This window comes from Rhizobium sp. 01T417, from assembly GCF_056398905.1.
In genome coordinates, this window is record NZ_JBFTQH010000002.1 from 112,905 (window position 1) to 137,259 (window position 24,355).

Here is a 24,355-nt window from a genome sequence, read left to right on the forward strand (position 1 = left end):
GGCTCAGGCGTTTTCTTCTCCCCACGCCGAAGCCAGAATCCTCAGCCAGTTCCCGCTGGCCAATTTTTCGAGATCTCGCGCACCATAGCCAACGCGCTGGAGGGCGGCAATCAGCTTCTGGTTCCCTGCGGCGTCCCCTATTTCTTCGGGGATCGTCGCGCCGTCAAAGTCCGAACCGAGCGCCACACAGTCGATGCCGACGCGCTCCACGAGGTAGTCGATGTGGCGAACCATATCGATCAGCGGCGTATCGCCATCGGAGCGACCGTCGCTGCGCAGCATCGCGGTCGCATAGTTCACGCCGACGAGACCGCGGCTTTCCCTGATGGCGTCGAGCTGCTTGTCGGTGAGGTTGCGGGCGACTGGCGTCAACGCGTGAGCGTTGGAATGGCTGGCAACAAGCGGCTGATCGGTCGTCTTGGCGACGTCCCAGAAGCCCTTCTCGGTGATGTGCGCCAGATCGATCAGGATGCCTAGGCGGTTGCATTCGCGCACGAGGGCAAAGCCTGCCTCGGTAAGACCGGGCGCGGTGTCCGGGGACATAGGGAAGGCGAAGGGCACGCCGTGTCCGAAGATATTGTGGCGGCTCCATACCGGTCCCAACGAGCGCAGGCCGGCGGCATAAAATACTTCGAGCGCCGCCAGGTCAGGTCCGATGGCCTCGCAGCCTTCCATGTGCATCACGGCCGCGAAGAGCCCGTCAGCCATGGCCTTGCGGATATCCTTTACCGTGCGGCAAAGGCGCCAGGCGCCGGCGCGGTCCAGGCGAAGCGCGATGGCGGCCATTTCCGCGGCGATGTTCAGCGAGGACAGCGGTTCGAGGGGCGCAGCGAGCGGCGTGACGTAGTGGCCGTTCTTGTCGGGATCGGCAAAAACGAGATCGCCGGAGGGCACGTAGATTGCGCAGAGGCCACCGGCCAGTCCGCCAGCCTTGGCGCGCGGGCCATCTATGTGGCCCAAATCTGTTCCGTTTGAAAATTCAGCGACTGGATCGCCGCCATCCCTTTCATGTGTCCAAAGCCGAAGGAGGACGTCGTTATGGCCGTCGAATACGAATTGCATCTGCGTTCCTGTGTGCCCGGGCGGGCGATATGAAGAGCGCAGAATAGAAAAGCTGGCAGAATACGCCACCTCTTTTTTCAGAAATTTTGCTGTTCCGCAGCAATAGTTAGCAGAAACGAGAAACGGGAGCCGAGGCTCCCGTTCCGAAGGGTTTTCTATCAGTGCTTGGCGCGTTTCTTTTGGCGGTAGACGTCGATCACGACGGCGGCCACAATGATCAGGCCTTTGACGATCTCCTGGTAGTAGGCGTCGACTCTTAAGAAGGTGAAGCCAGAGGTCATCACGCCAAGAATGATCGTACCGATAACCGTGCCGGTGATGCGGCCGACGCCGCCGGTCAGAGACGTACCGCCGATGACAGCCGCGGCAATGGCGTCCAGTTCGTACATGACGCCCATGCCAGCTTGCGCAGTCTGGGCGCGGGCTGCCGTAACGACGCCCGCAAGGCCCGCAAGGAGACCGGCAATGGCGTAAACCTTGATCAGGTGAGCTTCGATATTGATACCGGAAACGCGCGCAGCCTGGACGTTGGCACCGATCGCATAGGTGAACTTGCCGTAGCGCGTATAGCGAAGCGCAATGTGGAAGATTAGCGCCACGACCAGAAAGACGATGACGGGCCAAATGCCGGTGCCGATGAAATTGAACTGCTCGGTGAGTCCCGAGACCGGCTGGCCCTTGGTGTACCACTTCGAAATGCCGCGTGCCGAAACCATCATGCCGAGCGTGGCGATGAATGGCGGGATCTTGGTCTTTGCAATCAGCTGCCCGTTGATAAAGCCGGCCGCAAGGCCGATGAGGAGGCCGACGCCGATCGGGATGAAGAATGGCAGGTCGGTCAGCGAAGGATAGAGCGCCCGTGGCCAGGTCGATGCCTGCGCGAAGCTTGCCGCAATCATCGCCGTCATGCCGACGACGGAGCCGGATGAGAGGTCGATGCCGCCGGTAATGATGACCTGCGTCACACCCACCGAGATGATGCCGATGACGGAGACCTGAAGGATCATGATCGTCAGGCGCTGCGAATTGAACAGAAAGCTCTGGCCGATGAAGATCCAGCCGAGAATTTCATAGACAAGTGCAATGCCGACCAGGACAAGGAAAATGCTGAGCTCGGGCGGGACACGCCGTCTGCGCGCGCGCGTTGCAAGCGGGGCCGCTACCTCAGCTGCGTTGGTATTCATGATATCCTCCCTTCGGTTGCCGGACGCCGCGTTACTGCGCGGCAAGCTCCATGACCTTGATCTGCGTTGCTTCGTCGCGATTGAGAAAACCGGTCACCCGACCCTCGTGCATCACCATGATGCGGTCGCTCATGCCCAGTACTTCGGGCATTTCCGACGAGATCATGAGCACCGCCACTCCGTTTTTCGCCATCTCTGTCACCAGGCGATGGATTTCAGCCTTGGCGCCGACGTCGATGCCACGGGTCGGCTCGTCGAGAATGAGGATTTTCGGATTGGTCAGCAGCCAGCGACCGATCAGAACCTTCTGCTGATTGCCGCCGGACAGGTTTTCCACGCGCTCATCGAGGTTGGGCGTCTTCACTCGGAGTTTCTTGGCCATGTCCTCGCAGGTCGCCTCGATCGAGCTTTCCTGCACAAAGCCCCCCTTGACGAACCTGTCCTGGAGAACGGCGATCTGCATGTTCTCGAGAACGCTGAGGATCAGCAAACAGCCCGTGTCTTTGCGGTCCTCGGTCAGGAACGCCATGTGATTCCGGATTGCGACGGTCGGCGAGGCGATCGTTGTCTTCTTGCCGAAGAGTTCGATCGTGCCCGATGTTGCGGGCGTCACGCCGAATAAGGTCTCGGCGACGTTTGATCGGCCTGAGCCGACAAGGCCGGCTACGCCGAGGATTTCGCCCGATCGCACGTCAAAGGAAACGTCACGGAAGACGTCGTTGAGCGACAGGTTCTTGACCGAGAGGACGACGTCGCCGATCGGCACGTCCTCTTTGGGGAACATCTGGGTGATCTCGCGGCCGACCATCATGCGGATGATGTCATCGCGGGTGACATCTGTTGAGGCATGAGTGCCGATATAGCGGCCATCGCGGAACACCGAGAACTCGTCGGCAATCTCGAACAGCTCGTTCATCTTGTGCGTGATGTAGACGATACCGATGCCTTGAGCTCTGAGGTCGCGAATGATCCGAAAGAGGTGTTCGACCTCGCGCTCGGTCAGCGCCGAGGTTGGCTCGTCCATGATCAGGACGTCGGAATTGTAGGAGACAGCCTTGGCGATCTCGACCATCTGCCGGCTGGCGACGGAAAGTTCGCGGACCTGGATCTCCGGGTCGATGTCGATGTTCAGCCGGCGAAACAGCTCGTCGGTCTGGCGGAACATGGCTGCGTGGTCGACAAAGCCAAACTTGTTCGTCGGCTCGCGACGGATCCAAATGTTCTCGGCGACGGTCATATAGGGCATCAGGTTCAGCTCCTGATGAATCATCGCAATGCCATTTTCCAAGGCGTCGAGCGGCGATTTGAGCTGGATCTCAACGCCCTTGAGGCGTACTTCGCCCTTGTCGGGAATATAGATGCCGGCGAGGATTTTCATCAGCGTCGACTTGCCGGCGCCGTTTTCGCCCATCAAGGCATGCACGGTGCCGCGCCTCAGCCGGAACTGAACATCATCAAGTGCGACAACGCCCGGGAACTCCTTCCGGACACCTTCGGCGCTCAACAGGTATTCCGCATTCGGAACAGCGCCGCTCTGGCGCACTGCAGCCATTGTAGACGGGCTGACAACCATCTCATCTCCTCCCGGACACGGACTGAGGGAAGGAATGCGGAACCCTGTCCCGCATCCCGATTTCTCCGAACGTTAGTTCTTCGCGACGAAGTCCTTGACGTTCTCAGGCGTGACGAGCTGGAAAGGAATGTAAACCTTCTTCTCTATCTTTTCGCCCTTCGCGAGCTTCAGGGCCGCATCAAGCGCGCCCTTGCCCTGCCCTGCGGCATCCTGGAAGACCGTCACATCGAGATCACCGGCCTGCATCGCGGCGAGTGCGTCCTGCGTTGCGTCAACGCCGCCGATCACGATCTTGCTGAGGTCCTTGCCGGCCGCCTTGAGCGCCTGAATGGCGCCGATCGCCATTTCGTCGTTGTTCGAAATGACGGCATCGAACTCGAGACCGCTGGAGAGCCAGTTGGTCAGAAGGTCGGACCCCTGAGTACGGGACCAGTTGGCCGTCTGCTCTTCGATGATCTGGATGCCCTTGCATTCGTCCGTCGCAATGACGTCATGGACGTCCTTGGTGCGCATGCGTGCAGCCTGGTTGGAGAGTTCGCCCATCATGACAACGGCCTTACCCTTGCCTCCCAACAGGCGGCAAACTTCCTTGGCTTCAAGCGTACCGGATTCCTGCTCGTTCGAAGCGACGAAGGCCTGTTTATCCGGAAGGCTGTCGACGTTGACCGGTTCGCGGTTGACGTAAACGAGCGGAATGCCGGCATCAGCCGCGATTTTCGACATGGCGGCGGTAGCGTCGGTGTCGACCGGATTGACGATGATCGCGTCAACCTTGGATGCGATGAAGTTCTGGATCTGGCTCTGCTGCTTCGCGACGTCGTTCTGGGCGTCTTCAACCTGCAGCGTCACGCCCTTCAGGGTCTTGGAATAGTCCTGCATCCCGTTGCGCAGGACGGTCAGGAAGTTGTCGTCAAACAGCGCCATCGAGACGCCAACGGTTTCAGCGTGAGCGGCCGTCGACAGGACGAGCGCCAGGGCAGTACCCATGATAAATTTCTTCATTTTGTTTTCCTCCACAAAGCGGTGTCCGGCTGCACCCTCCTCACGCCGGAGCTTCGGGCCATGCCCAAAAGCCAGTATCTTGTTCGCTGCGTGCCATCTCCCGTTGGCCATCCGTCAAGAAACGGAACAAACGAACCGTGAAATTTGTATCACGGAATATTCATTCCATTTTCTATGGGAGGCGTCAAGTCCAATTGAAGGATGAGGCCGCCGGCGCTTGGCGAAAATCTCGCCAAAACGGCTGCCAGGCACTGAAAAGCGCGATGTCGATGACTATATGGGCCGCGCTAGCGGCAGCCGTTTCGCTGCCCTTCCAAGGAGAAACTGATGCCGATCTCGATGTATCGATCAACCGTTCCGGTCTTCCAACGTGGCCTTAAGACGTTGAAGACCTATCTCGACAAAGCCGAGGCCTTCGCCAAAGAAAAAGGCGTCGATGGCGCGGATCTCGTTGCGGCGCGGCTATCTTCGGACATGCTGCCGTTTGCAGGCCAGTATCAGCGCGCGACCGACAGCGCCAAGTTGGCGATTGCGCGACTGACCGCCAGCGAGGCGCCGAAATTCGAGGATAACGAAGCGACGATCGCCGAGTTGCGTGCGCGTGTTGCCAAGACAGAGGCCTACCTTGCGGCCGTTGCGCCGGCTGCACTCGAGGGAACGGAAACGCGCGAAATCACTCTGTCTCCAGGGGGCAACAAGATCACGTTCCGCGGCGACGAGTATGTCATGACCTTCGCACTGCCGAACTTCTTCTTCCATCTTGCGACGGCTCACGCGATCCTGCGCAACCAGGGCGTTCCGGTCGGCAAGATGGACTATCTCGGTCGCTTCGCGTGACGAAGCTCAGGGCCGGTGCTTCACCGGCCCTTTCTCGGTAAGTTCGGTGAAGGCTAGCGTCTGATCCAGATGGCGGGCACGCAGCGAGAGAAGTTTCTCGGCATAGGCAAGCCGCACCGGCAGATAGGCTTCGTCTGACGCGAGGTTGTTCAATTCCATCGGATCAGCCTGCAGATCGAACAGCAGCGGTGACAGTGCTGTGAAATGCACGTATTTGAAGCGCTCATCCCTGATGACGGCAAGATTGCATTCGTTCGACCGCAATCCGAAATGAGTTTCCGGCTCCTGAGTGGCGATATCGCGGAAGTCAAATTCCCAGAAGGCTGCTTCGCGCCAATTTCCGGGCTCGCGCCGCATGAGCGGCAGGAGCGATTGTCCGTCCACACCATTCTCCGGCTCGATATTCAGGCGGTCGCACAATGTCGGGAAGATGTCTGCCGCGGACGTGAACCGCTCGACAACGCTGCCCCGCGTGGCGGCCTGCGGGTCGCGGATGACAAGCGGGATATGATAGCTGCCGTCGAAGAAGCCGCCCTTGCCGAGCGTCCAGTGATCGCCCGCCATCTCGGCGTGGTCGGAGGTGAAGATGATCAGCGTGTTATCCCAGGCCCTGGCTTCCTTCAATGCGCTCCAAACACGCCCGAGCTGCGCGTCGACCTCGGCAATCATGCCATAATAGATGGCGCGGATCGCGCCGAAGTCGCTGTCTTCCCAGTCGTTGACGCGACCGGCTGCGCCGTAGATGAAGTTACCCTTCTTTGCCCTCGGCATGGCATAGGACAGGTAAGGATGTGCGCTCTGTTCTATTTCATGGTTTTTCGCCCGGACGAAATGCGGACCGTCCTCCGGGCTGAACAGGTCGTTGTATCGAGGCGGGGCCGAAAATGGCGGATGGGGACGCAGGAACGAAACATGCGCGAACCACGGCGCATCTTGCTCGCCCAGCCAGCGGATAAACTCTCCTGCGAGAAACGCCGTCTGCGTCTCGTCCTTCGAATAGGCTGTTGCCGCGTTCGAGATCTCGCCGCGCCGCGCGCCAACAGGAATGTGGATGTCGCGGGTATGCGCTTCAGCGTGCCCCCGCGAGCGCAACCAGGAGAGCCATTGCTTTTCATGTTCGGGAAGGAGTTGCCGGGCCGTGAAACCGGGCAACAATCCCTCATAGGTCGTCAGATGCGGGTCGTTTTGATCCAGGCCGCGGGGGTCGGGTGCGGTGTCCGTGTAACCGAACAGCGTCGGATCATAGCCCGCCCGCCGCGCCGCCAACGCCAGATTGTCAAATCGGGCATCGAGGGGTGAGCCGTTCCGGCAAACCCGGTGGTTCATCTGATAGAGGCCAGTGTAGAGCGTGGCTCGTGCCGGCGAACATGGAGCCGCGCCGGCGTAGTGGCGCGCAAACAACACGCCTTCTGCCGCCAGCGCATCTACGTTCGGCGTCTTGAGGCAGGCATGCCCGGTCGCTGACAGACAATCGCCACGCCACTGGTCCGCGGTGATCAGGAGAATGTTCGGTCGACCGGTCATGGATGCATTCAGTGCTGGTTTGATTTTGCGTGCCAGTTCCACGCCGAGCGGATGATTTGAGACAAATCATACTGCGGCGTCCAGCCGAGAATCTCCCGCGCCTTGTCGTTGTTGGCAACCAGCGTGTGCGAGTCGCCCTCGCGGCGGCCGACATATTCCACAGGAAACGGCCGCTCGGAGACGCGCTCGATGGTGCCGAGCAACTCCTTCACGGTCGTCCCGGTGCCGGTGCCGAGGTTGAGAGCAACCGACTCGCCGCCGCGCAACAGATGCTCGACGGCACGGACATGGGCATCGGCGAGATCGAGGACGTGGATGTAGTCGCGGACGCAGGTGCCGTCGCGCGTCTCGTAGTCGGTTCCGAACACCCTGAAGCCTTCGCGGCGGCCAAGGGCGGCGTCGATCGCCAACGGTATGGCGTGCGTTTCCGGCTGGTGCCACTCGCCGATCCTGCCTTCGAAATCGGCCCCGGCAGCGTTGAAATAGCGAAGCACGACCGATCGAAAGCCCGTGTACTTGTCGTAGTCGGAAAGCGCCTGCTCGACGATGTACTTCGTGCGACCGTACGGATTGATCGGCACCTGGCGATGCGTCTCGTCGAGTGGCACGCTCTGCGGCAAGCCATAAGTCGCGCAGGTCGACGAGAAGACGAATGCCTTGACGCCAGCCGTCTGGGCAGCTGCCAGGAGTGTCAGTGTGCCGATGACGTTGTTCTCGTAGAAGGCAACCGGATCCTTGACAGATTCGCCGACTTCGATGAGCGCGGCAAAGTGCAGGATGGCGGCTGGCTTGTGTGTTGCCAGGACCTCGTCAAGGCGCGCCCGATCCCTGATATCCCCTTCTTCCGCGGGTCCCCACTTTACGAACTCGCGGTGACCGTTTGAGAAATTGTCGAAAACGACCGGTTTGAAGCCCTTGTTCGCAAGATCGAGACACGTGTGCGAGCCAATATACCCAGCGCCGCCAACGACCAGAACCGTTTCACCTGCCATGCACCACCTTCAATTCTCGTTTCGGATGAAGAGAAGACTTAAGGCAGGTCGATGGCAAGAAAAAGAAAGAAACGAACGGGGGAGGGACGCTGGCCTCGTTTTGTCGACGATGGCATTAGCAAATTGATCGCGCAAAGCTTTTCAGGCGCGATCGACTGTTCGGCAATGCTCAACACGACAATATTTTTAAATAGAACAGCAGACTCCTTTTGATCATTCCTGCAACCAAGCGTATCTATAAATACTGCTTTCGCGTGATTTTAAATAGAATTGACTTCTCTTCGTGATTTCTGCGAGAAATTGTCTTCTTCGGTGCCTCTGTTGATGAATCTGGAAGCACAGTTCAATGAATTCATCGATAAGAAAATTCATCTTCCATGATCTTCAGGCGATTGAAGGATACATTGATCCGCCTGACGCGCTGGTATTTCTTGCCGTTCTGCGGGCACAGCAATCAGCATCCTTGCAAGGTGGCTTGGCCGAGATCGGCGTTTACTACGGCCGATCCTACTTCCTGATGCGAAAGATCTGCGGAGAGGCCGAGAAGATCGTGGCGATCGATCCCTTCGATATCCTGAAATCCGAGCACGGCGCGACGCAATATGACCGTTTCGTGGCGGGTGGCCGCCAACTGGGCCTTTCCGTGGATGCAGAGCGCGTCGTCAAGAGCGACAGCACGCTGCTCAGGCCGGAGGACATTATTGAAAGGGCCGGCAAGGTCCGCTTTTTCAGTATCGACGGCGGCCACATGCTGCACCACGTCGCGGCCGACAGTCGTCTTGCTGCCGGGTCGCTTGCGGAGCATGGGATTATCGTCTTCGACGATACCTTCAATCCCGCCTGGCCGGAGGTCACGGTCGGGGTGACCGATTTCCTGCGTGAAGAGGCCGGCCGCTTCTCGGTTTTCTGCCTGACGAAATACAAGACCTATGTCTGCCGCAACGCTTTCCACGCATTCTATTCGCGTTCGATCATGACTTCACCGGAGCTGAAGGCGTTCGATCACATAGAGACGGATTTCCTCGGCTCGACGGCGATCCGGTTGCACAATCCGATGCGCCGCCGCATCGCTCATGAAGTGATGGTCGGATTGGGCATGCGCGCACTGTCGGAGCGCGCTTACCGATAGGCCGATTTAGGCTGCTGGCGGATCTGCTTCTTTCAGCCTGTATCCGACGCCGGTTTCAGTCGTGATGTATTGGGGCTGGTCCGGGCTCTGCTCGATCTTTTGGCGCAGCTGTCGCACGTAGACACGCAGGTATTGTACGTCGGCAGCGGGCCCCCAGATCTGCTTCAACAGAAACTGGTGGGTGAGGACCTTTCCCGCATGCTGGGCGAGGACCCGCAGAATGTCGTATTCCTTCGGCGAGAGCTTGATTTCCCTGCCGTCGATCTTGACAATGCGCTTGACGAGGTCGATCGACAGGCCGCCAGCCTGAAAGATCGCTCGTTCACCCTGCTGCTGCAAGCGATGACGCAAGGCGACACGAAGCCGGGCACCGAGTTCGTTCATGCCGAACGGTTTCGTCAGATAGTCATCGGCGCCCGCCTCCAGTGCCTTGACGATTCCGGTTTCATCGGTCCGGCTGGAAAGGATCACGATCGGCAAGGCAAGGCCTGCGTCTCTCCATTCCTGCAGCAGTTCATGGCCCGACTTGTCCGGCAGGCCAAGGTCGAGCACGATCAGATCCGGCGGATCATCCTTCGCTGCCTGCAGCGCCGCCACGCCGTTTGGCGCTTCGTGCACCTCGTAGCCTTGCGCCGTGAGACCAACGCGAAGCAGCTTGCGGATCGGGGGCTCGTCGTCAACGACGAGGATTTTTACGGCTGAACCGGTCATTTTAGCTCATCCAATTTAGGAATCTCGTTTGGCTTCGGAAGACGGATGGTGAAGACAGCACCCGAACGATCGGAGCGATTTCGGGCAGTGATCGCACCGCCCATCGCCTCGACAAAACCGCGACAGATGGACAGGCCGAGGCCCGTCCCGGCGCGAACCTGGTCCCCTTTGCTTACTCGATAGAATGTGTCGAAGACGCGGTCCACATCCGCCGGCGGAATGCCGGGTCCCTCGTCTGAAACCTCAACCACAACATTGTATTCGTCCGCCCGCCCATCGATACGGATTGACGACCCCTGCGGCGCATACTTGGCAGCATTGTCGAGTAAATTGAAAAGCACCTGTTCGAACAATACCGGATCGACGCGGATCATCGGCAGGTCTGCAGGAATCGTCATGACGGTCTTGTGGTGCGCAAGAATTTTCTCGGCGCGGCGCAGCGCGCTTCCGGCAATGTCGCCCGGGTAGTGAAGCGCATAGTTCGGCTCCATCGCACCGGACTCGATCTTCGTCATGTCGAGCAGGTTGGCAATAAAGCGGTTGAGCCGTTCCGACTCGTCGACGACGGTCGACAACAGATCCAGACGATCTTCAACCGACATGGAATCGCGGTAGTCCCGCAGAGTGCCTGCAGCGCCAAGGATGGCCGCGAGCGGCGTCTTCAGGTCATGCGAGATCGAGGTCAGGAGGGCAGAGCGCAGACGATCGGCTTCGGCAGCCAGCTTGGCGCGGTCAACATCCGCTACTAGTTGAATGCGCTCTATCGCAAGCGCCGCCTGATCCGCCAAGGCGTCGAGAAGGCGTTGCTGTTCGGGCGTCAGCAGAGGGCCGTCGCGTCGGTCATTGTCCAAGCCGATCACACCAACGGCGGCACGTCCGGTTCGCAGCGGCACGTAGAGGCGTTTGGCGCCAGGCAGGGTATCGGCGCCACGGCCTGCGGCGTGATTGTGCTCCCACGCCCAGCGGGCGGCGGCAATATCTGCCTCATCGAGGGTGTCATCCGGCGGATAACCGGCCTTGACGGCGATGGTGCCTTCTTCCGGCAGCAGAAGGACGACGCGGACCTTGAGCATCGATGCCAGCTGAAAGGCGGTGGCCCAGAGAACGTCGTCGAGCGTGCCGGTGCCGGCCAATTTCTTGGAAAAGAGGTAGAGGTCTTCCGTCGTCCTGGCACGCTGCCGGGCAGCAGCCGCCTGGCGTTGGACCGTTGCCGTCAGGTTGCTCGCGATGACAGCGACGCCCAGGAAGAAGAACAACGCAAGCACGCTCTCCGGATCGCTGATCGTCAGCGTGTAGCGGGGCGGCAGGAAGAAGAAGTTAAAGGACAGCGCGCTGATGATGCAGGTATAGAGCGCTGGGCGCAGCCCGTGGATGACCGCCGAGGTTAGCACCGCCATCAAGAACACGAGGGCAAGGTTGCGGACATCAAGAACCTGATCGAGCACCACGCCGGCGATGAGCGCGACAACCACATAGGCTGTCGCGGAGAGATAGGCCCGGATGTTGAAGTCGGGCACGGACGGTGCGGCTCCGACGCCGCGCGCGGATGTTCCCACCGTCTCGCTGCCGGAAATCACATGGACGCTGATATTGCCTGACGTCCGGATCAGATCGTCGGCTATGGAGCGGTGAAGCCAGTCACGCCAGGTCGGCTTGTTGGGGGCGCCGATGACGATGTGGGTAACGTTGTTGGCAGCGGCGTGGCGGACCAGCTCTTCGGAGACCTCACGGCCGGGAATGGTGATCGCCTCACCGCCGAGCTGTTCGGCCAATCGAAGTGTGGCCGCAATTGTGTCACGGTCGGTTTCAGTCAGATTGATGGAACGACCGGTCTCGACATAGACGGCCGCCCACGGTGCCCGCAGTCGCGAGGCCATTCGCGAGGCATAGCGTACCAGCGAGGCCGAGCGTGGATGCTGATCAACCGATACAAGGACCCTCTCACCTGCGGCCCAGGGACCAGCGATGGCATGCGCCTGCATGTGGGTCAGGAGTTGGTCGTCGACACGCTGCGCGGTCTTGCGCAATGCCAGTTCGCGCAGCGCAGTCAGGTTTCCGGGCGTAAAATAATTGGTCAGAGCCCGTTCGGCAGTCTTCGGAACATAGACCTTTCCGTCGTGCAGCCGCTTGATCAGATCATCCGGCGTCAGATCGATGATCTCGACGTCATCGGCCATATCGATGATCGAATCCGGGACGGTCTCTCGCACTCGGATGCGGGTAATCTGCGAAACGACATCGTTCAGGCTCTCGACGTGCTGGATGTTCAATGTCGAATAGACGTCTATGCCGCGGTCAAGCAGCTCCTTCACGTCGAGATAGCGCTTCGGATGGCGGCTGCCCTCGGCGTTCGTATGGGCAAGTTCGTCGACGAGGACGAGGCGCGGTTGGCGGGCGAGGATAGCGTCAATATCCATCTCCTCGAGCGGGCGGCCCTTGTAGTCGATCTTGACGCGCGGAATGACTTCGAAGCCATTGACGAGCGCTTGCGTTTCCTTGCGCCCGTGGGTCTCGACGATGCCGATCACCACGTCAACGCCATCGGACATCTTGGCACGGCCCGATTCCAGCATCTCGTAGGTCTTGCCGACGCCGGGCGCGGCGCCCAGGAAGATCTTCAGACGGCCACGTGTCTCCTGGCGCGCTTTCTCTAGCAGCGCGTCGGGCGAGGGCCTTCCAACCTTGTCGCGGTTGTCTTCCGGCATGCGGGTCAATCTTTCTGACGAGCAAGCCCCGGTGCGCGCAGGCGCCCGGGGCCTTCAATTTTACTGAGAGATAGAAGCATCAAGAGACTGATTCAATGCCAGAACATTGACCGTGCGTTCACCGAGGAACCCAAGTTCGGGGTGATTGACGGCGGCATCGACAATCGTCTTGAGCTTTGCCTCATCCATGCCGCGCGCCTTGGCGACGCGCGGTATCTGGAAGTAGGCGGCTTCGGGTGAGATGTGCGGATCAAGGCCGCTGCCGGAAGCCGTCACGAGGTCGATCGGCACCTCCACATTCGGGTTGGTCGCCTTGGCTGCTTCGTAATCAGTCTTCACGCGATCGATGAGCTTCTGGCTGGTTGGGCCGAGGTTCGAACCGCTGGAGCTGGCGGCATTGTAGCCGTCGCCTGCTGCCGAGGGACGGCCGCGGAAGTACTTATCGCCGGTGAAGGCCTGGCCGATCAGGGTCGAGCCGATCACGTGGCCGTCCTTCTCGATCAGGCTGCCATTGGCTTGCGCCGGGAAGAGTGCCTGTGCAGCGCCCGTCATTGCGAGCGGATAGAGCAGCCCGGTGATGGCGGTGGTGGCAACGATCATAACGATTGCCGGACGAAGTTCTTTCAACATGATGTCAACTCCTTAGGCGAGACCGATGGCCGTGATGACCATGTCGATCGCCTTGATGCCGATGAACGGGACGATGATGCCGCCGACACCGTAGATCAGCAGATTGCGGGACAAGAGCGCGCCGGCGCCGATTGCGCGGTATTTGACGCCTTTGAGCGAGAGCGGGATCAGCGCCACGATGATCAATGCGTTGAAGATGATGGCCGACAGGATCGCGCTCTGCGGGGTCGCTAGCCCCATGACGTTGAGGACGCCGAGTTGCGGATAGAAGGCCAGGAACATTGCCGGGATGATGGCGAAGTACTTGGCAATGTCATTGGCGATCGAGAAGGTCGTCAGCGCGCCGCGGGTCATCAGCAGCTGCTTGCCGATCTCGACGATCTCGATGAGTTTCGTCGGATCGCTGTCGAGGTCGACCATGTTGCCGGCTTCGCGGGCGGCGACCGTGCCGGTGTTCATGGCCACGCCGACGTCGGCCTGGGCGAGGGCAGGGGCGTCGTTCGTGCCGTCGCCGCACATGGCGACGAGCTTGCCTTTGGCCTGCTCCTCGCGGATCAGCGAGAGCTTGTTCTCCGGTGTCGCCTGCGCCAGGAAATCGTCCACGCCGGCTTCGGCGGCGATTGCTGCTGCCGTCATCGGGTTATCGCCTGTTATCATGACCGTGCGGATACCCATCCGGCGCAGTTCGGCGAAGCGCTCGCGGATACCGCCCTTGACGATGTCCTTGAGCTGGATGATGCCGAGCAGCTTGCCGTCACGGGCGACTGCCAGCGGCGTGCCGCCTGCCTTGGCGATTTCGTCGGCAATTGCCTGCAGTTCCCGCACGGTCTCGGTGTTGGTGCGGATGGCGATCGCTGCGTTGCCTGAAGCCGGTGCCGATGCGGCGCCAACATAGGCGAGTACGGCATCGACGGCCCCCTTACGGATCGAAGAGCCATCGACATCCACGCCGCTCATGCGCGTCTGCGCGGTGAAGGGCACGAAGGCGGCCTTCAGGCTGGCCATGTCGCGGCCACGGATGCCGTATTTCTCCTTGGCGAGCACGACGATCGAGCGGCCTTCCGGTGTTTCGTCGGCGAGCGATGCCAGTTGCGCGGCATCGGCAAGGTCCTGTTCGGAGATGCCGTGAACGGGGCGGAAGGACGTGGCTTGGCGGTTGCCAAGCGTGATCGTGCCGGTCTTGTCGAGGAGCAGCGTGTCGACGTCGCCGGCTGCCTCCACGGCGCGACCGGACATGGCCAGCACGTTGAAGCGTACCAGACGGTCCATGCCGGCGATGCCGATCGCCGAGAGAAGCGCGCCGATGGTCGTCGGAATCAGCGTCACGAAGAGCGCGACGAGGATGATGATCGGGATCGAGCCGCCGGCATAGCTTGCAAAGCTGGGGATGGTCGCGGTGGCCAGAACGAAGATCAGCGTCATGCCGGCAAGCAGGATGTTGAGGGCGATCTCGTTCGGGGTCTTCTGACGTTCGGCACCTTCGACGAGCGAGATCATGCGGTCGAGGAAGGTGTGCCCCGCGGCCGCGCTGATACGAACGCGAATCCAATCGGACAAAACCTGCGTACCGCCGGTAACGGCCGAACGGTCGCCGCCGGACTCGCGGATGACAGGGGCGGACTCGCCTGTTATCGCGGCCTCGTTGACAGATGCGACGCCCTCGATGACTTCACCGTCCGAGGGAATGATGTCGCCAGCCTCGACGAGGACAAGATCGCCGACCTTCAGGCTCGTGCCCGGAACGAGGCGGTAGCCGGTGCCGTTGTTGGCCGTCAGCAGTTTTGCCTGGGTTTCGGTGCGAGCCTTGCGCAGCGAGTCCGCCTGCGCCTTGCCGCGGCCTTCGGCAACGGCTTCGGCGAAGTTGGCAAAAAGCACGGTGAACCAGAGCCAAAGGTTGATCTGGAAGGAAAAGCCAAGATTTCCGCCGCCTGTGACGAGATCACGGACGAACAGGATCGTGGTCAGCGCCGAAACCGTTGCTACGACGAACATGACGGGGTTCTTGGCAAGGGTGCGCGGGTTCAGCTTCTTGAAGGCGGCGCCCACGGCCGGAATGAGAATGCGAGAATCCATGATGCTCGCTGATTTTGCCTGGCTCATAAGAGACTCCAGCTTGAAAAGAGTAAGGCGACCGTGTTGCGATCAGCCGTGTAGGATCCGAAGTACCGCGGCGATGACGAGGAGGCCGGCGAGCATCACTAGAATGATGTCGGAGGCGCGGGTCATCCGCTGGTTGTCACGTCCCGGCGAACCGGGACGTGCGTTGAAGGATTTGCGAAGCTTGTGACGAAGGATCATTGCTTCACCTCAAAAGGTCTGGCCGGCGATCGTGACCAGGTGCTCGACAACCGGGCCAAGCGCCAGGGCCGGGAAGAAGGTCAGTCCGCCGACAATCAGGATCGTGCCCGTCAGGAGGCCCACGAAGAGCAGGCCATCGGTCGGGAACGTGCCTGCCGAGGCGGGGACGGTCTTCTTGGCGACTAGGGAGCCTGCGATTGCGAGCGCCGGGACGATCACCAGAAAGCGTCCCATCAGCATGCCGAGGCCGAGCGTGATGTTGTACCAGGGTGTGTTGCCGGTCAGGCCACCGAAAGCCGAGCCGTTGTTCGCCGCAGCGGACGTGTAGGCATAAAGGATCTCGGAGAAGCCATGTGGTCCTGCCGTGCCGATCGAGGCGACGGCGGAGGGCAGCACGCTGGCGATCGCAGTAAACACGAGCATCGCAAGCGGCAGGCAAAGAATGGCAAGCACGGCCATCTTCATCTCCTTGGCTTCGATCTTCTTGCCAAGGTACTCGGGCGTGCGGCCGACCATCAACCCTGCGACAAAGATTGCGATGATCACGAAAAGCATGATGCCGTAGAAGCCCGCGCCAACACCGCCGACGATGACTTCGCCAAGCTGCATGTTGATGAGAGGGATCAAGCCGCCGAGTGCCGTGAAGCTGCCATGCATTGCGTTAACCGCACCGCAGGAGGCAGCGGTTGTTATGACCGCAAAGAGTGAGGACAACGTGACGCCGAAGCGCACTTCCTTGCCTTCCATGTTGCCGCCCTGCAGGCCGAAGGCGTGCATCAGCGGATTGCCTGCGGCTTCCGCCCAGTAGGTGACGCCGACGCCGACAATGAAGAGTACGCCCATGGTGGCGAGGATTGCCCAGCCCTGGCGCTGGTTGCCCACCATGCGTCCAAAGACATTGGTGAAGGCAGCACCGATTGCGAAGATCGAGACCATCTGGAGGAGGTTGGAAATCGCGTCGGGGTTTTCGAAGGGGTGCGCGGAGTTGGCGTTGAAGAAGCCGCCGCCGTTGGTTCCGAGCATCTTGATGGCAAGCTGCGAGGCCACCGGTCCAAGAGCAATCGTCTGCTTGGCGCCTTCGAGCGTCGTCGCGTCGACATAAGGGCCGAGCGTCTGCGGCACGCCGAGGTAGACATAGACCAGCGTCAGCACGATGCAGATCGGCAGGAGAATGTAGAGCGTCGCACGGGTCATATCGACCCAGAAATTGCCGACCGCCTTACCGGATGCGCGCGAAAAGGCGCGGATCAGGCCGATGGCGATTGCCATGCCGGTCGCGCCAGATACGAAGTTCTGCACGGTGAGGCCAGCCATCTGCGTGAGATAGGACATCGTGCTTTCGCCGCCGTAGTTCTGCCAGTTGGTGTTGGCGACGAAGCTTGTGGCGGTGTTGAAAGAGAGTTCGGGGCCAACCGCAGCCATTCCGGCCGGGTTCAGGGGCAAGATGTCCTGCATACGCAGCAGCGCGTAGAGGACGATGAAGCCGAGCAGGTTGAACATCAGCATGGCGAACGCATATGAAGTCCAGTGCTGTTCGTCGCGTTCGCTGGTGCCTGCAAGCGCATAAAGTCCCCGTTCAATAGGAACGAGGACGGGTGAGAGAAACGTGCGTTCGCCATTGAAGACGCGTGTCATGTAACCGCCGAGCGGTTTGACGAGCACAATGATGATCCCGCAGTAAAGTAGGATCTGAAGCCATCCGTTGAGGGTCATGGGAGGTAACTTTCAATACCCGATTTGTTTCGCCGGTCGCGCCTTGGGAGGAGGCGCGATGCTAGAAGCGTTCGGGGCGAATGAGAGCGTAGGTGAGGTAAACCGTGAGGAACACGGTGACGGCACCACTGAGAATATAGTCGAGTGTCATGGCGCTTCTCCGGTTAAAGTCGGTCGCAGGCTTTGGTGTAAGCAAAGCAGAGGGCGAAAAATACGATTGCTGTGGCGAGTAGAACTATGTCCATCATCGATCGTGACTCCTGTTGTTCTTCTGGAGTCAGACAAGACAAAGGGCACCATCCTCAGGATGGCACCTTTTATGCTTTCTGGCTGGAGATGATCCTTGGATCTCTCGGACATTAATATGCGGTCGAACCGCATAAGCGTTCGAGATCGGCGGCGGGCCGCGGATATAAAAATCTTATAAATGCCGATGGAAGAAAAATGCCTCGCCGAAGCGAGGCTAGTCCAAGGCCGCTTCGGGGAAAAGAAGAAGCGGCGCGGTTGTTGTATTGCTGGTGCGCTCGACTGCAAAGCGCACTTTCGAGCTTTTCGGTACGCCTGACGAGGATTGAGTGAAGCGCGTCAATTGCCCTCGTGGCCACCTTTCAGATTCCGAACGACGTTTCTGCCCCGTCGCAGCGCCGTGAAGGCAGCACCGATCGTAATCAGCCAGAGGGCAGCGAGTAGAACCTGATTGTGCCCGCTCCAAAGCGGTTCGAGGATCGAGAGGATTGCCGCAGCCGTGATTGTCGCCATTCGGTGTTGTTTTGCCATCGGGCCGGAGAAGTCGCTCGGTGTCCCGGTTGCTCGACCGAGCTCGCGAACATAGGCCGTCAATACGGCAAACGATGCCGCCGCCCAGCCAAGGCCGGGCGATCCGATGCCATACCCAACACCGGCCAGGATCAGGATGTCGGCGACGCGGTCGGGGAATTCGTTCCAGAAGGGGCCGTCCGCTGCGCCCTTGCCGCCCTCAACGGCAACCATACCGTCGAAGAGATTGCACAACAGCCGCAATTGGCAGAACGCGGCCGCGAGAACGAGGAGGAGCGGTCTTGTCCACCCGTCGTCCCGTCCCGCAAGGAAGAACGCGCCGCCGGCCAATGCCGCGGCGATCATGCTTGCCTGAGAGATTTGGTTCGGCGTGACCGACCGTGTCGCCAGCCATTTCGCAATGCGCTTTGCCCATTGCGTGTCTCTGCTTGCCAGCGGCCGGCGATCGCCCGTTTCCGTCATGCCACGATCCTCTGTTGGTAGACAAAGTAATTGTAGACTGCCGCGTAGGTCGTCGAGACGGTTAGCGGCACCGCTATGGTTTTTAGGATTTCCGGGGTGCCGCTCAACGCATGGATCGAGATCAGCACGGCAGTCGATGCCAGACATGCGATCAGCGGCGGTGCCCAGAGACCGGCGCGCCCTTTGAACTGTTTTGCGAGCCGCTCGATAACCGTCTTGAGAAAGAAGGTGAGGCCGGCCGAGAGTGCGCCCTGCACAAGGCCGGCAAATAGGGCTCGCTGCAGCAGGTGGCTGCTGTTGGCGAAGACCGCCCAGCCGCCCATGGCGACAAATGCGAAAAGCACATGCATCGCACTGCTCTGGGCCAGCCGACGGACCGGCGTCATCATGTGATCGACCACCAGTAGCGGACAATGTGAAAGAAGATCGGCGCGGAAAAGACGACAGAATCGAGCCGATCAATCAGTCCGCCGTGGCCTTCGATCAGGTGACCCCAGTCCTTGACGCCGCGATCTCGCTTGATCGCCGACATGACGAGGCCGCCGAAAAAGCCCATCATGGTGATAACGAAAGCCATGACCCCGGCCTGGAGCGGCGTGAAAGGTGTGATCCACCATAGGGCGGCACCGATCAACGTCGCGCTCAAGACGCCCCCGACAAAGCCTTCCACGGTCTTTGAAGGCGACAGGCTTGGTGCGATTTTTGTTCGACCGAACAGCTTGCCCCAGACATATTGGAGCACGTCGCTGAGCTGCACGATGATCACCAGGAAAGCGATCAGCAGAACGTTGCGGCCTTCGTAGCCGGGGATCGTCAGCGTCAGCAGCGCCGGAACGTGGGAGGCGCAGAATACGCAAATCATCAGCGCCCATTGGACTTCGGCAATGCGTATCAGGAAACGCTCGGTATCGCCGCGCAGTACGGAGATGATCGGCATCAAGAGGAACGCGTAGACCGGAATGAAGATCGAGAAGATGCCGTATTGCCTCTCCCACAACAGCCAATACTGCAGCGGCAGGACGACGAAGAAGGCGGCTGCGAGCGCCCAGTGATCGGCGCGTTTGGTGTCGGTCAGCGTAATGAACTCGCGTAGTGCTGCGAAAGAGCAGAAGCCAAACAGCAGCAGCACGCCGATCCGACCGGCAAGAAAGGCAAGGCCGATCAGGATGGCCATGATCCACCACGCCTTGATGCGTGCGTTCAGGTTCTCGATCGCGGCATTCGACTGGCCGGCCGGCAGTCGCCGCTGCAGCAGGTAGCCGATGGTCGACGAAACAATCAGGAGCGTGAAGATGCCAAGGACGAGTGTCCACAGGTCGGCGTTCGCTGCGTTCATTCTTTACCGCCCAGGTGTTTTGGTGACAGATCAAGCAGCGCCGTCCGCGCCCTGTCGAGGAAGGTTTCCTTGCTCTCGCCGGCGTCGATCCGAATGGCGTTGCCGAAGGTCACGGTGCAGATGAAGGGGATCGGGACGATCTCGCCTTTTGGCATGACCCGATTGAGATTGTTGATCCAGACCGGCACAAGCTGAATGTCCGGCCGGGTCGAGGCGAGATGGAACAGTCCGCTCTTGAACGGCAGCAGCGGCGCATCCGTCTGGTTGCGCGTTCCTTCGGGAAAGAGGATCAGCGACGCTCCGGAATCGAGCACTTCGGCCATGACTTCAATCGGATCGCGTGTGCGCTTGTCGCGGTCCCGCTCGATAAGAACTGCGTCGAAGACGTTGCAGCCGATGAAGCGGTTGATCGATGACTTCAGCCAATATTCCGCGCCAGCGACGGGGCGTGTCTGCCGTCTCAAGCTCGGCGGAAGGACGGCCCAGACCAGGATGAAATCGCCATGGCTGGAGTGATTTGCGAAGTAAACACACTGGCCCTGGGGAATGCCGTCATTCGGCCAGATAGCGCGAACCGCGGTAATGGCGCGCGCGAACACCACGATTGCCGCCGCAACAGGCTTCGCAACTACACGTCTCACTGATTTCAGCCCCCTCGCTGCATCAATAAAGCAGCCTGCAGAAACCTAGCGGCATTTCCGATGGTTCGGAAGTCCTGCTTGTGGCGGAGACCGTGTCGATGCCCGTTTTGACCGCCGCGATGAATTGAACGCCGCGTTTGTGGGGGGCGAAGAGGAAAGCGTTAACCATGGTCAGCTAGGAATGAGTCGGACGCAACGGAATGAGTCGATGTCAGTACAGTCAAACAAGAATCTGCAAGCAATGACGACAAGCGAGATCGTACTTTTCCCGGTCGCTTCACGCGCCGGAGACATTGAACGGTGCGCGACCGAACTGGACCGTCGCCACGGCGAGGATGCAGTACGCTTCTGGAAGACAGAATGCCGCCGGCTGGCTGATGAGCTGACGTCGCTTGGCTGCTCCGAAGCTAAGGTCCGCGAACAGGTCATGACGTTTCAGGCCGAGGTACAGGCCGAGCTGGTTCGCCGTCATCAAGTGCGGGCAATCGCCGAAAGCCGCAGTGGCCGCGCCATAAAGCGCTAGCGTCATAGGTGGCTCATATCGCCACTTGGGCCGTCGATTTTGTCGGACGGCCCTGAGCGGTTGAACGCGTCGTCCCGGCGGCGAATTCTTTCCATATTTTGCGCAGGATGAACCGTCTTGGTTCAGAAATTCCGCGCGCCCGGTGCTAGCATCCCTTTATTCTCACGCGGATCTCTAGAGATCCCGTGCGTCGCCTATCTCGGGAGGAAGGGCGGATGCCGGCGGAAGATCGATCGAACAGTCGCTGGGGCAATCTGGCGGTCAGAAACGTCTGGCCGACCGGAAATGCTTGCCATTTTCGCGTTCTTCAACGAGATTTATCAGGCCGACCGGCAGTGGAGGAGCTGCCGACAAGATACGCGCGTGAAGAACAATGACGGGAGAATGACGGCACACGCATACCGGACGCTGTTGTAGTCGCGCGCCGGACTTGGGAGGGAAGGCATGTATTCCGGTGGTTTGAGATTTGGTCTGGCGGACGAGATCGAGGCGCTCCGCGACAGCGTTCGACGTTTCGCGACGGAGCGCATTGCACCGCTCGCTGCCGAGACGGACAGCAGCAACAGTTTTCCAACGCCACTCTGGCGCGAGATGGGTGAGATGGGACTGCTCGGGATCACGGCCGAGGAGGCCTATGGCGGCGCCGGCTTGGGATACTTGGCCCATTGCGTCGCGATGGAGGAAATCAGCCGCACTTCCGCCTCCGTCGGCCTCAGCTACGGCGCCCATTCCAACCTTTGCGTCAATCAGATCAACCGCAATGGAACGGACGAGCAGAAGTCGCGTTATTTGCCGAAGCTCATCTCCGGCGAACATGTTGGCGCACTCGCCATGTCCGAGCCGGGCGCCGGATCCGACGTCATTTCGATGAAGCTTCGGGCGAAGAAGCGAGGCGACAGCTACCTCCTCAACGGCAACAAGATGTGGATCACCAACGGCCCGGATGCCGATGTGCTGGTGGTTTACGCGAAGACAGACCCTGATGCGGGTCCGCGTGGCATCACGGCTTTCCTCGTCGAGAAAGGCTTCAAGGGCTTTTCAACGGGCCCGAAGCTCGACAAGCTTGGCATGCGCGGCTCCAACACCTGCGAATTGATCTTCGAGGACTGCGAGGTTCCCGCGGCAAATCTGCTGGGCACACTCGGCGGTGGTGCGCGCGTTCTGATGTCGGGGCTCGACTATGAACGTGTCGTCCTCTCCGCTGGACCGATCGGCATCATGGCCGCCTGCATGGATGTCGTCGTGCCCTATCTTCACGAAAGAAAGCAGTTCGGCCAGGCGATCGGCGAATTCCAGCTGATGCAGGGAAAACTCGCCGATATGTACGTGACCATGAACACGGCGCGCGCCTATGTCTACGCGGTTGCGGCGGCCTGCGATCGCGGCGAGACGACGCGCAAGGATGCTGCCGGCTGCATTCTTTATGCCGCCGAGAAGGCGACGCTGTTGGCGCTTGAGACAATCCAGGCGCTCGGGGGGAATGGCTACACGAACGATTATCCCGCCGGCCGGTTGCTGCGTGACGCCAAGCTCTACGAGATCGGTGCCGGAACCTCTGAGATCAGACGCATGCTGATTGGCCGCGAGCTCTTTTCCGAAACGGCCTGATCCGAACGTTTCATCCGACAACCATCCTGGTGACCAATGACGGTTTTGAAGTCGCAGATTTCGACGAATTCGGAGAGCTTCAGGACAAATCGCACGGCGATGGCCGAAGCTATCCGTGCCATCGAGGACGCAGCCTTGAGTGCGGCGAATGGGGGCGGACTTGCAGCGCGCGAGCGTCACGTTGCCCGCGGCAAGATGCTACCACGGGATCGGATCGCCGCCCTGCTCGATCCGGCTACGCCATTTCTCGAAATCGGATTGACCGCAGCCCACGGCATGTACGGCAATGAGGCGCCGGGTGCTGGGCTGATAACCGGCATCGGCCGCGTTTCAGGCCGCGATTGCATGATCGTCTGCAATGACGCGACCGTCAAAGGCGGCACCTACTTTCCGATGACGGTAAAGAAGCACCTGCGCGCGCAGGAAGTCGCGGCCCAGAACAATCTGCCCTGCATTTACTTGGTGGATTCGGGCGGCGCGAACTTGCCGAATCAGGACGAGGTCTTTCCGGATCGCGATCATTTCGGCCGGATATTCTACAATCAGGCCAATATGTCGGCGGCAGGAATTCCACAGATCGCCGTCGTCATGGGCTCGTGTACGGCAGGTGGTGCCTACGTGCCTGCCATGTCCGACGAGGCAATCATCGTCGAGGGGCAGGGGACGATCTTTCTCGCCGGCCCGCCGCTGGTGAAGGCCGCAACCGGCGAAGTCGTTTCGGCCGAGGACCTTGGCGGTGGCGATGTGCACACAAGGCTCTCCGGTGTCGCAGACCATCTTGCGCGAGATGACGCGCATGCCCTGGCATTGGCGAGGCGCGCCGTCGCCAATCTCAATCGATCCAAGGGGGGTTGCGTCGAGCGCCAGGCGGTTGAGGCACCACTGTTCGATCCCTCGGAAATCGCAGGGATCGTCCCGGCCGACCTGCGCGTGCCCTACGACGTGCGCGAAGTTATCGCCCGTATCGTCGACGGCTCGCGTTTCGATGAATTCAAGGCGCGCTACGGGACGACGCTGGTCTGCGGCTTTGCACATGTCCATGGTATCCCGGTGGGCATTGTCGCCAACAACGGCGTGCTGTTCTCCGAGTCGGCCCTGAAGGGCGCCCATTTCGTGGAGCTCTGCTCGCAGCGCAGGATACCGCTCGTCTTCCTGCAGAACATCACCGGCTTCATGGTTGGCCGCAAATACGAAACCGAAGGCATCGCGAAGAATGGTGCGAAGCTCGTTACCGCAGTCGCAACGACCGGGGTGCCAAAGGTGACGATGCTGGTTGGCGGTTCCTTCGGTGCGGGCAACTATGGGATGGCCGGTCGTGCCTTCTCGCCGCGCTTTCTCTGGACATGGCCGAACAGCCGCATCTCGGTCATGGGCGGAGAGCAGGCGGCCGGCGTGCTTGCGACTGTGCGGGGCGAGGCGCTCTCCCGTGCCGGCACGCCATGGACACCGGAGGAGGAGACCAGTTTCAAGCAGCCGGTGCTCGATCTTTTCGAACGGCAAAGCCATCCGCTCTACGCGTCGGCGCGGCTATGGGACGATGGGGTGATCGACCCGGCCAAGAGCCGCGACGTGCTCGGTCTCTCGCTGTCTGCGGCGCTGAATGCACCGATTGAAGAGACGCGCTTCGGCCTGTTCCGGATGTGAGGTA

Annotated in this window: 22 protein-coding genes; 5 read left to right on the forward strand and 17 right to left on the reverse strand. The window is 60.3% G+C overall.

The window, feature by feature from the left end:
• Positions 1-3: 3 nt before the first annotated feature.
• The 4 genes from AC1DPR_RS02695 to AC1DPR_RS02710 all read right to left on the reverse strand — a co-directional run bounded on the left by AC1DPR_RS02695 (position 4) and on the right by AC1DPR_RS02710 (position 4,821).
• Complete coding sequence (locus AC1DPR_RS02695; protein ID WP_018858915.1) at positions 4-1,062, reverse strand: dipeptidase; 1,059 nt, start codon at positions 1,060-1,062, stop codon at positions 4-6.
• Positions 1,063-1,220: 158 nt separating this feature from the next.
• Positions 1,221-2,246: an ABC transporter permease gene (locus AC1DPR_RS02700; protein WP_018858914.1), complete on the reverse strand. Its 1,026-nt coding sequence runs from the start codon at positions 2,244-2,246 to the stop codon at positions 1,221-1,223.
• 31 nt (positions 2,247-2,277) lie between these two features.
• Entirely contained in the window at positions 2,278-3,819 is a 1,542-nt protein-coding gene (locus AC1DPR_RS02705; protein ID WP_026372010.1) for a sugar ABC transporter ATP-binding protein, read from the reverse strand.
• Positions 3,820-3,891: 72 nt separating this feature from the next.
• Complete coding sequence (locus tag AC1DPR_RS02710) at positions 3,892-4,821, reverse strand: sugar ABC transporter substrate-binding protein (protein WP_018858912.1); 930 nt, start codon at positions 4,819-4,821, stop codon at positions 3,892-3,894.
• Between the two features lie 327 nt (positions 4,822-5,148).
• Here AC1DPR_RS02710 and AC1DPR_RS02715 point away from each other — a divergent pair, with 327 nt between their 5' ends.
• The gene (locus AC1DPR_RS02715; protein ID WP_477815719.1) at positions 5,149-5,658 is read left to right on the forward strand and encodes a DUF1993 domain-containing protein; all 510 of its coding nucleotides are present in this window, start codon (positions 5,149-5,151) and stop codon (positions 5,656-5,658) included.
• Positions 5,659-5,664: 6 nt separating this feature from the next.
• Here the strand turns inward: AC1DPR_RS02715 and AC1DPR_RS02720 are convergent, their stop codons facing one another.
• Both AC1DPR_RS02720 and galE read right to left on the reverse strand, forming a co-directional pair.
• The gene (locus AC1DPR_RS02720) at positions 5,665-7,182 is read right to left on the reverse strand and encodes an alkaline phosphatase family protein (protein ID WP_477815720.1); all 1,518 of its coding nucleotides are present in this window, start codon (positions 7,180-7,182) and stop codon (positions 5,665-5,667) included.
• Between the two features lie 8 nt (positions 7,183-7,190).
• A complete protein-coding gene (gene galE / locus AC1DPR_RS02725; RefSeq protein ID WP_477815721.1) occupies positions 7,191-8,174 on the reverse strand; it encodes a UDP-glucose 4-epimerase GalE in 984 nt (327 codons plus the stop codon).
• 346 nt (positions 8,175-8,520) lie between these two features.
• Here galE and AC1DPR_RS02730 point away from each other — a divergent pair, with 346 nt between their 5' ends.
• Positions 8,521-9,303 (forward strand): class I SAM-dependent methyltransferase, encoded by a 783-nt coding sequence (locus AC1DPR_RS02730; protein ID WP_477815722.1) that lies wholly within the window; start codon positions 8,521-8,523, stop codon positions 9,301-9,303.
• A 6-nt stretch (positions 9,304-9,309) separates the two neighbouring features.
• Here the strand turns inward: AC1DPR_RS02730 and AC1DPR_RS02735 are convergent, their stop codons facing one another.
• From AC1DPR_RS02735 to AC1DPR_RS02785, 11 genes are all read right to left on the reverse strand, one after another.
• Positions 9,310-10,014, reverse strand: a complete 705-nt coding sequence (locus AC1DPR_RS02735; protein WP_018855981.1) for a response regulator transcription factor — start codon at positions 10,012-10,014, stop codon at positions 9,310-9,312.
• Positions 10,011-12,719: a sensor histidine kinase gene (locus AC1DPR_RS02740; RefSeq protein ID WP_018855980.1), complete on the reverse strand. Its 2,709-nt coding sequence runs from the start codon at positions 12,717-12,719 to the stop codon at positions 10,011-10,013. Before AC1DPR_RS02740 ends, AC1DPR_RS02735 begins: the two co-directional genes overlap by 4 nt.
• Positions 12,720-12,779: 60 nt before the next feature.
• Positions 12,780-13,349, reverse strand: a complete 570-nt coding sequence (gene kdpC, locus AC1DPR_RS02745) for a potassium-transporting ATPase subunit KdpC (protein ID WP_018855979.1) — start codon at positions 13,347-13,349, stop codon at positions 12,780-12,782.
• A gap of 12 nt (positions 13,350-13,361) precedes the next feature.
• Positions 13,362-15,449, reverse strand: coding sequence for a potassium-transporting ATPase subunit KdpB (kdpB, locus tag AC1DPR_RS02750; RefSeq protein WP_192241210.1), 2,088 nt, complete (start codon positions 15,447-15,449; stop codon positions 13,362-13,364).
• A 42-nt stretch (positions 15,450-15,491) separates the two neighbouring features.
• A complete protein-coding gene (locus tag AC1DPR_RS02755) occupies positions 15,492-15,647 on the reverse strand; it encodes a hypothetical protein (RefSeq protein WP_169681903.1) in 156 nt (51 codons plus the stop codon).
• A gap of 9 nt (positions 15,648-15,656) precedes the next feature.
• Positions 15,657-17,360: a potassium-transporting ATPase subunit KdpA gene (gene kdpA, locus AC1DPR_RS02760; RefSeq protein WP_018855976.1), complete on the reverse strand. Its 1,704-nt coding sequence runs from the start codon at positions 17,358-17,360 to the stop codon at positions 15,657-15,659.
• A gap of 61 nt (positions 17,361-17,421) precedes the next feature.
• On the reverse strand, positions 17,422-17,511 hold the full coding sequence (locus tag AC1DPR_RS02765) for a K(+)-transporting ATPase subunit F (RefSeq protein ID WP_016556800.1): 90 nt from the start codon (positions 17,509-17,511) through the stop codon (positions 17,422-17,424).
• A 434-nt stretch (positions 17,512-17,945) separates the two neighbouring features.
• Complete coding sequence (locus AC1DPR_RS02770; protein ID WP_477815723.1) at positions 17,946-18,599, reverse strand: CDP-alcohol phosphatidyltransferase family protein; 654 nt, start codon at positions 18,597-18,599, stop codon at positions 17,946-17,948.
• Positions 18,596-18,988 (reverse strand): hypothetical protein, encoded by a 393-nt coding sequence (locus tag AC1DPR_RS02775; protein WP_026371623.1) that lies wholly within the window; start codon positions 18,986-18,988, stop codon positions 18,596-18,598. The genes AC1DPR_RS02770 and AC1DPR_RS02775 overlap by 4 nt, the downstream gene beginning before the upstream one ends.
• Positions 18,985-19,935 (reverse strand): phosphatidate cytidylyltransferase, encoded by a 951-nt coding sequence (locus tag AC1DPR_RS02780; RefSeq protein ID WP_018855973.1) that lies wholly within the window; start codon positions 19,933-19,935, stop codon positions 18,985-18,987. The genes AC1DPR_RS02775 and AC1DPR_RS02780 overlap by 4 nt, the downstream gene beginning before the upstream one ends.
• Positions 19,932-20,576, reverse strand: a complete 645-nt coding sequence (locus AC1DPR_RS02785; RefSeq protein WP_477815724.1) for a lysophospholipid acyltransferase family protein — start codon at positions 20,574-20,576, stop codon at positions 19,932-19,934. Before AC1DPR_RS02785 ends, AC1DPR_RS02780 begins: the two co-directional genes overlap by 4 nt.
• 241 nt (positions 20,577-20,817) lie before the next feature.
• Here AC1DPR_RS02785 and AC1DPR_RS02790 point away from each other — a divergent pair, with 241 nt between their 5' ends.
• From AC1DPR_RS02790 to AC1DPR_RS02800, 3 genes are all read left to right on the forward strand, one after another.
• Entirely contained in the window at positions 20,818-21,099 is a 282-nt protein-coding gene (locus AC1DPR_RS02790; RefSeq protein ID WP_312867209.1) for a DUF6074 family protein, read from the forward strand.
• Positions 21,100-21,543: 444 nt separating this feature from the next.
• On the forward strand, positions 21,544-22,707 hold the full coding sequence (locus tag AC1DPR_RS02795; RefSeq protein WP_477815725.1) for an isovaleryl-CoA dehydrogenase: 1,164 nt from the start codon (positions 21,544-21,546) through the stop codon (positions 22,705-22,707).
• Between the two features lie 36 nt (positions 22,708-22,743).
• Positions 22,744-24,351 (forward strand): carboxyl transferase domain-containing protein, encoded by a 1,608-nt coding sequence (locus tag AC1DPR_RS02800; protein WP_477815726.1) that lies wholly within the window; start codon positions 22,744-22,746, stop codon positions 24,349-24,351.
• The last annotated feature ends 4 nt before the right edge of the window (positions 24,352-24,355 follow it).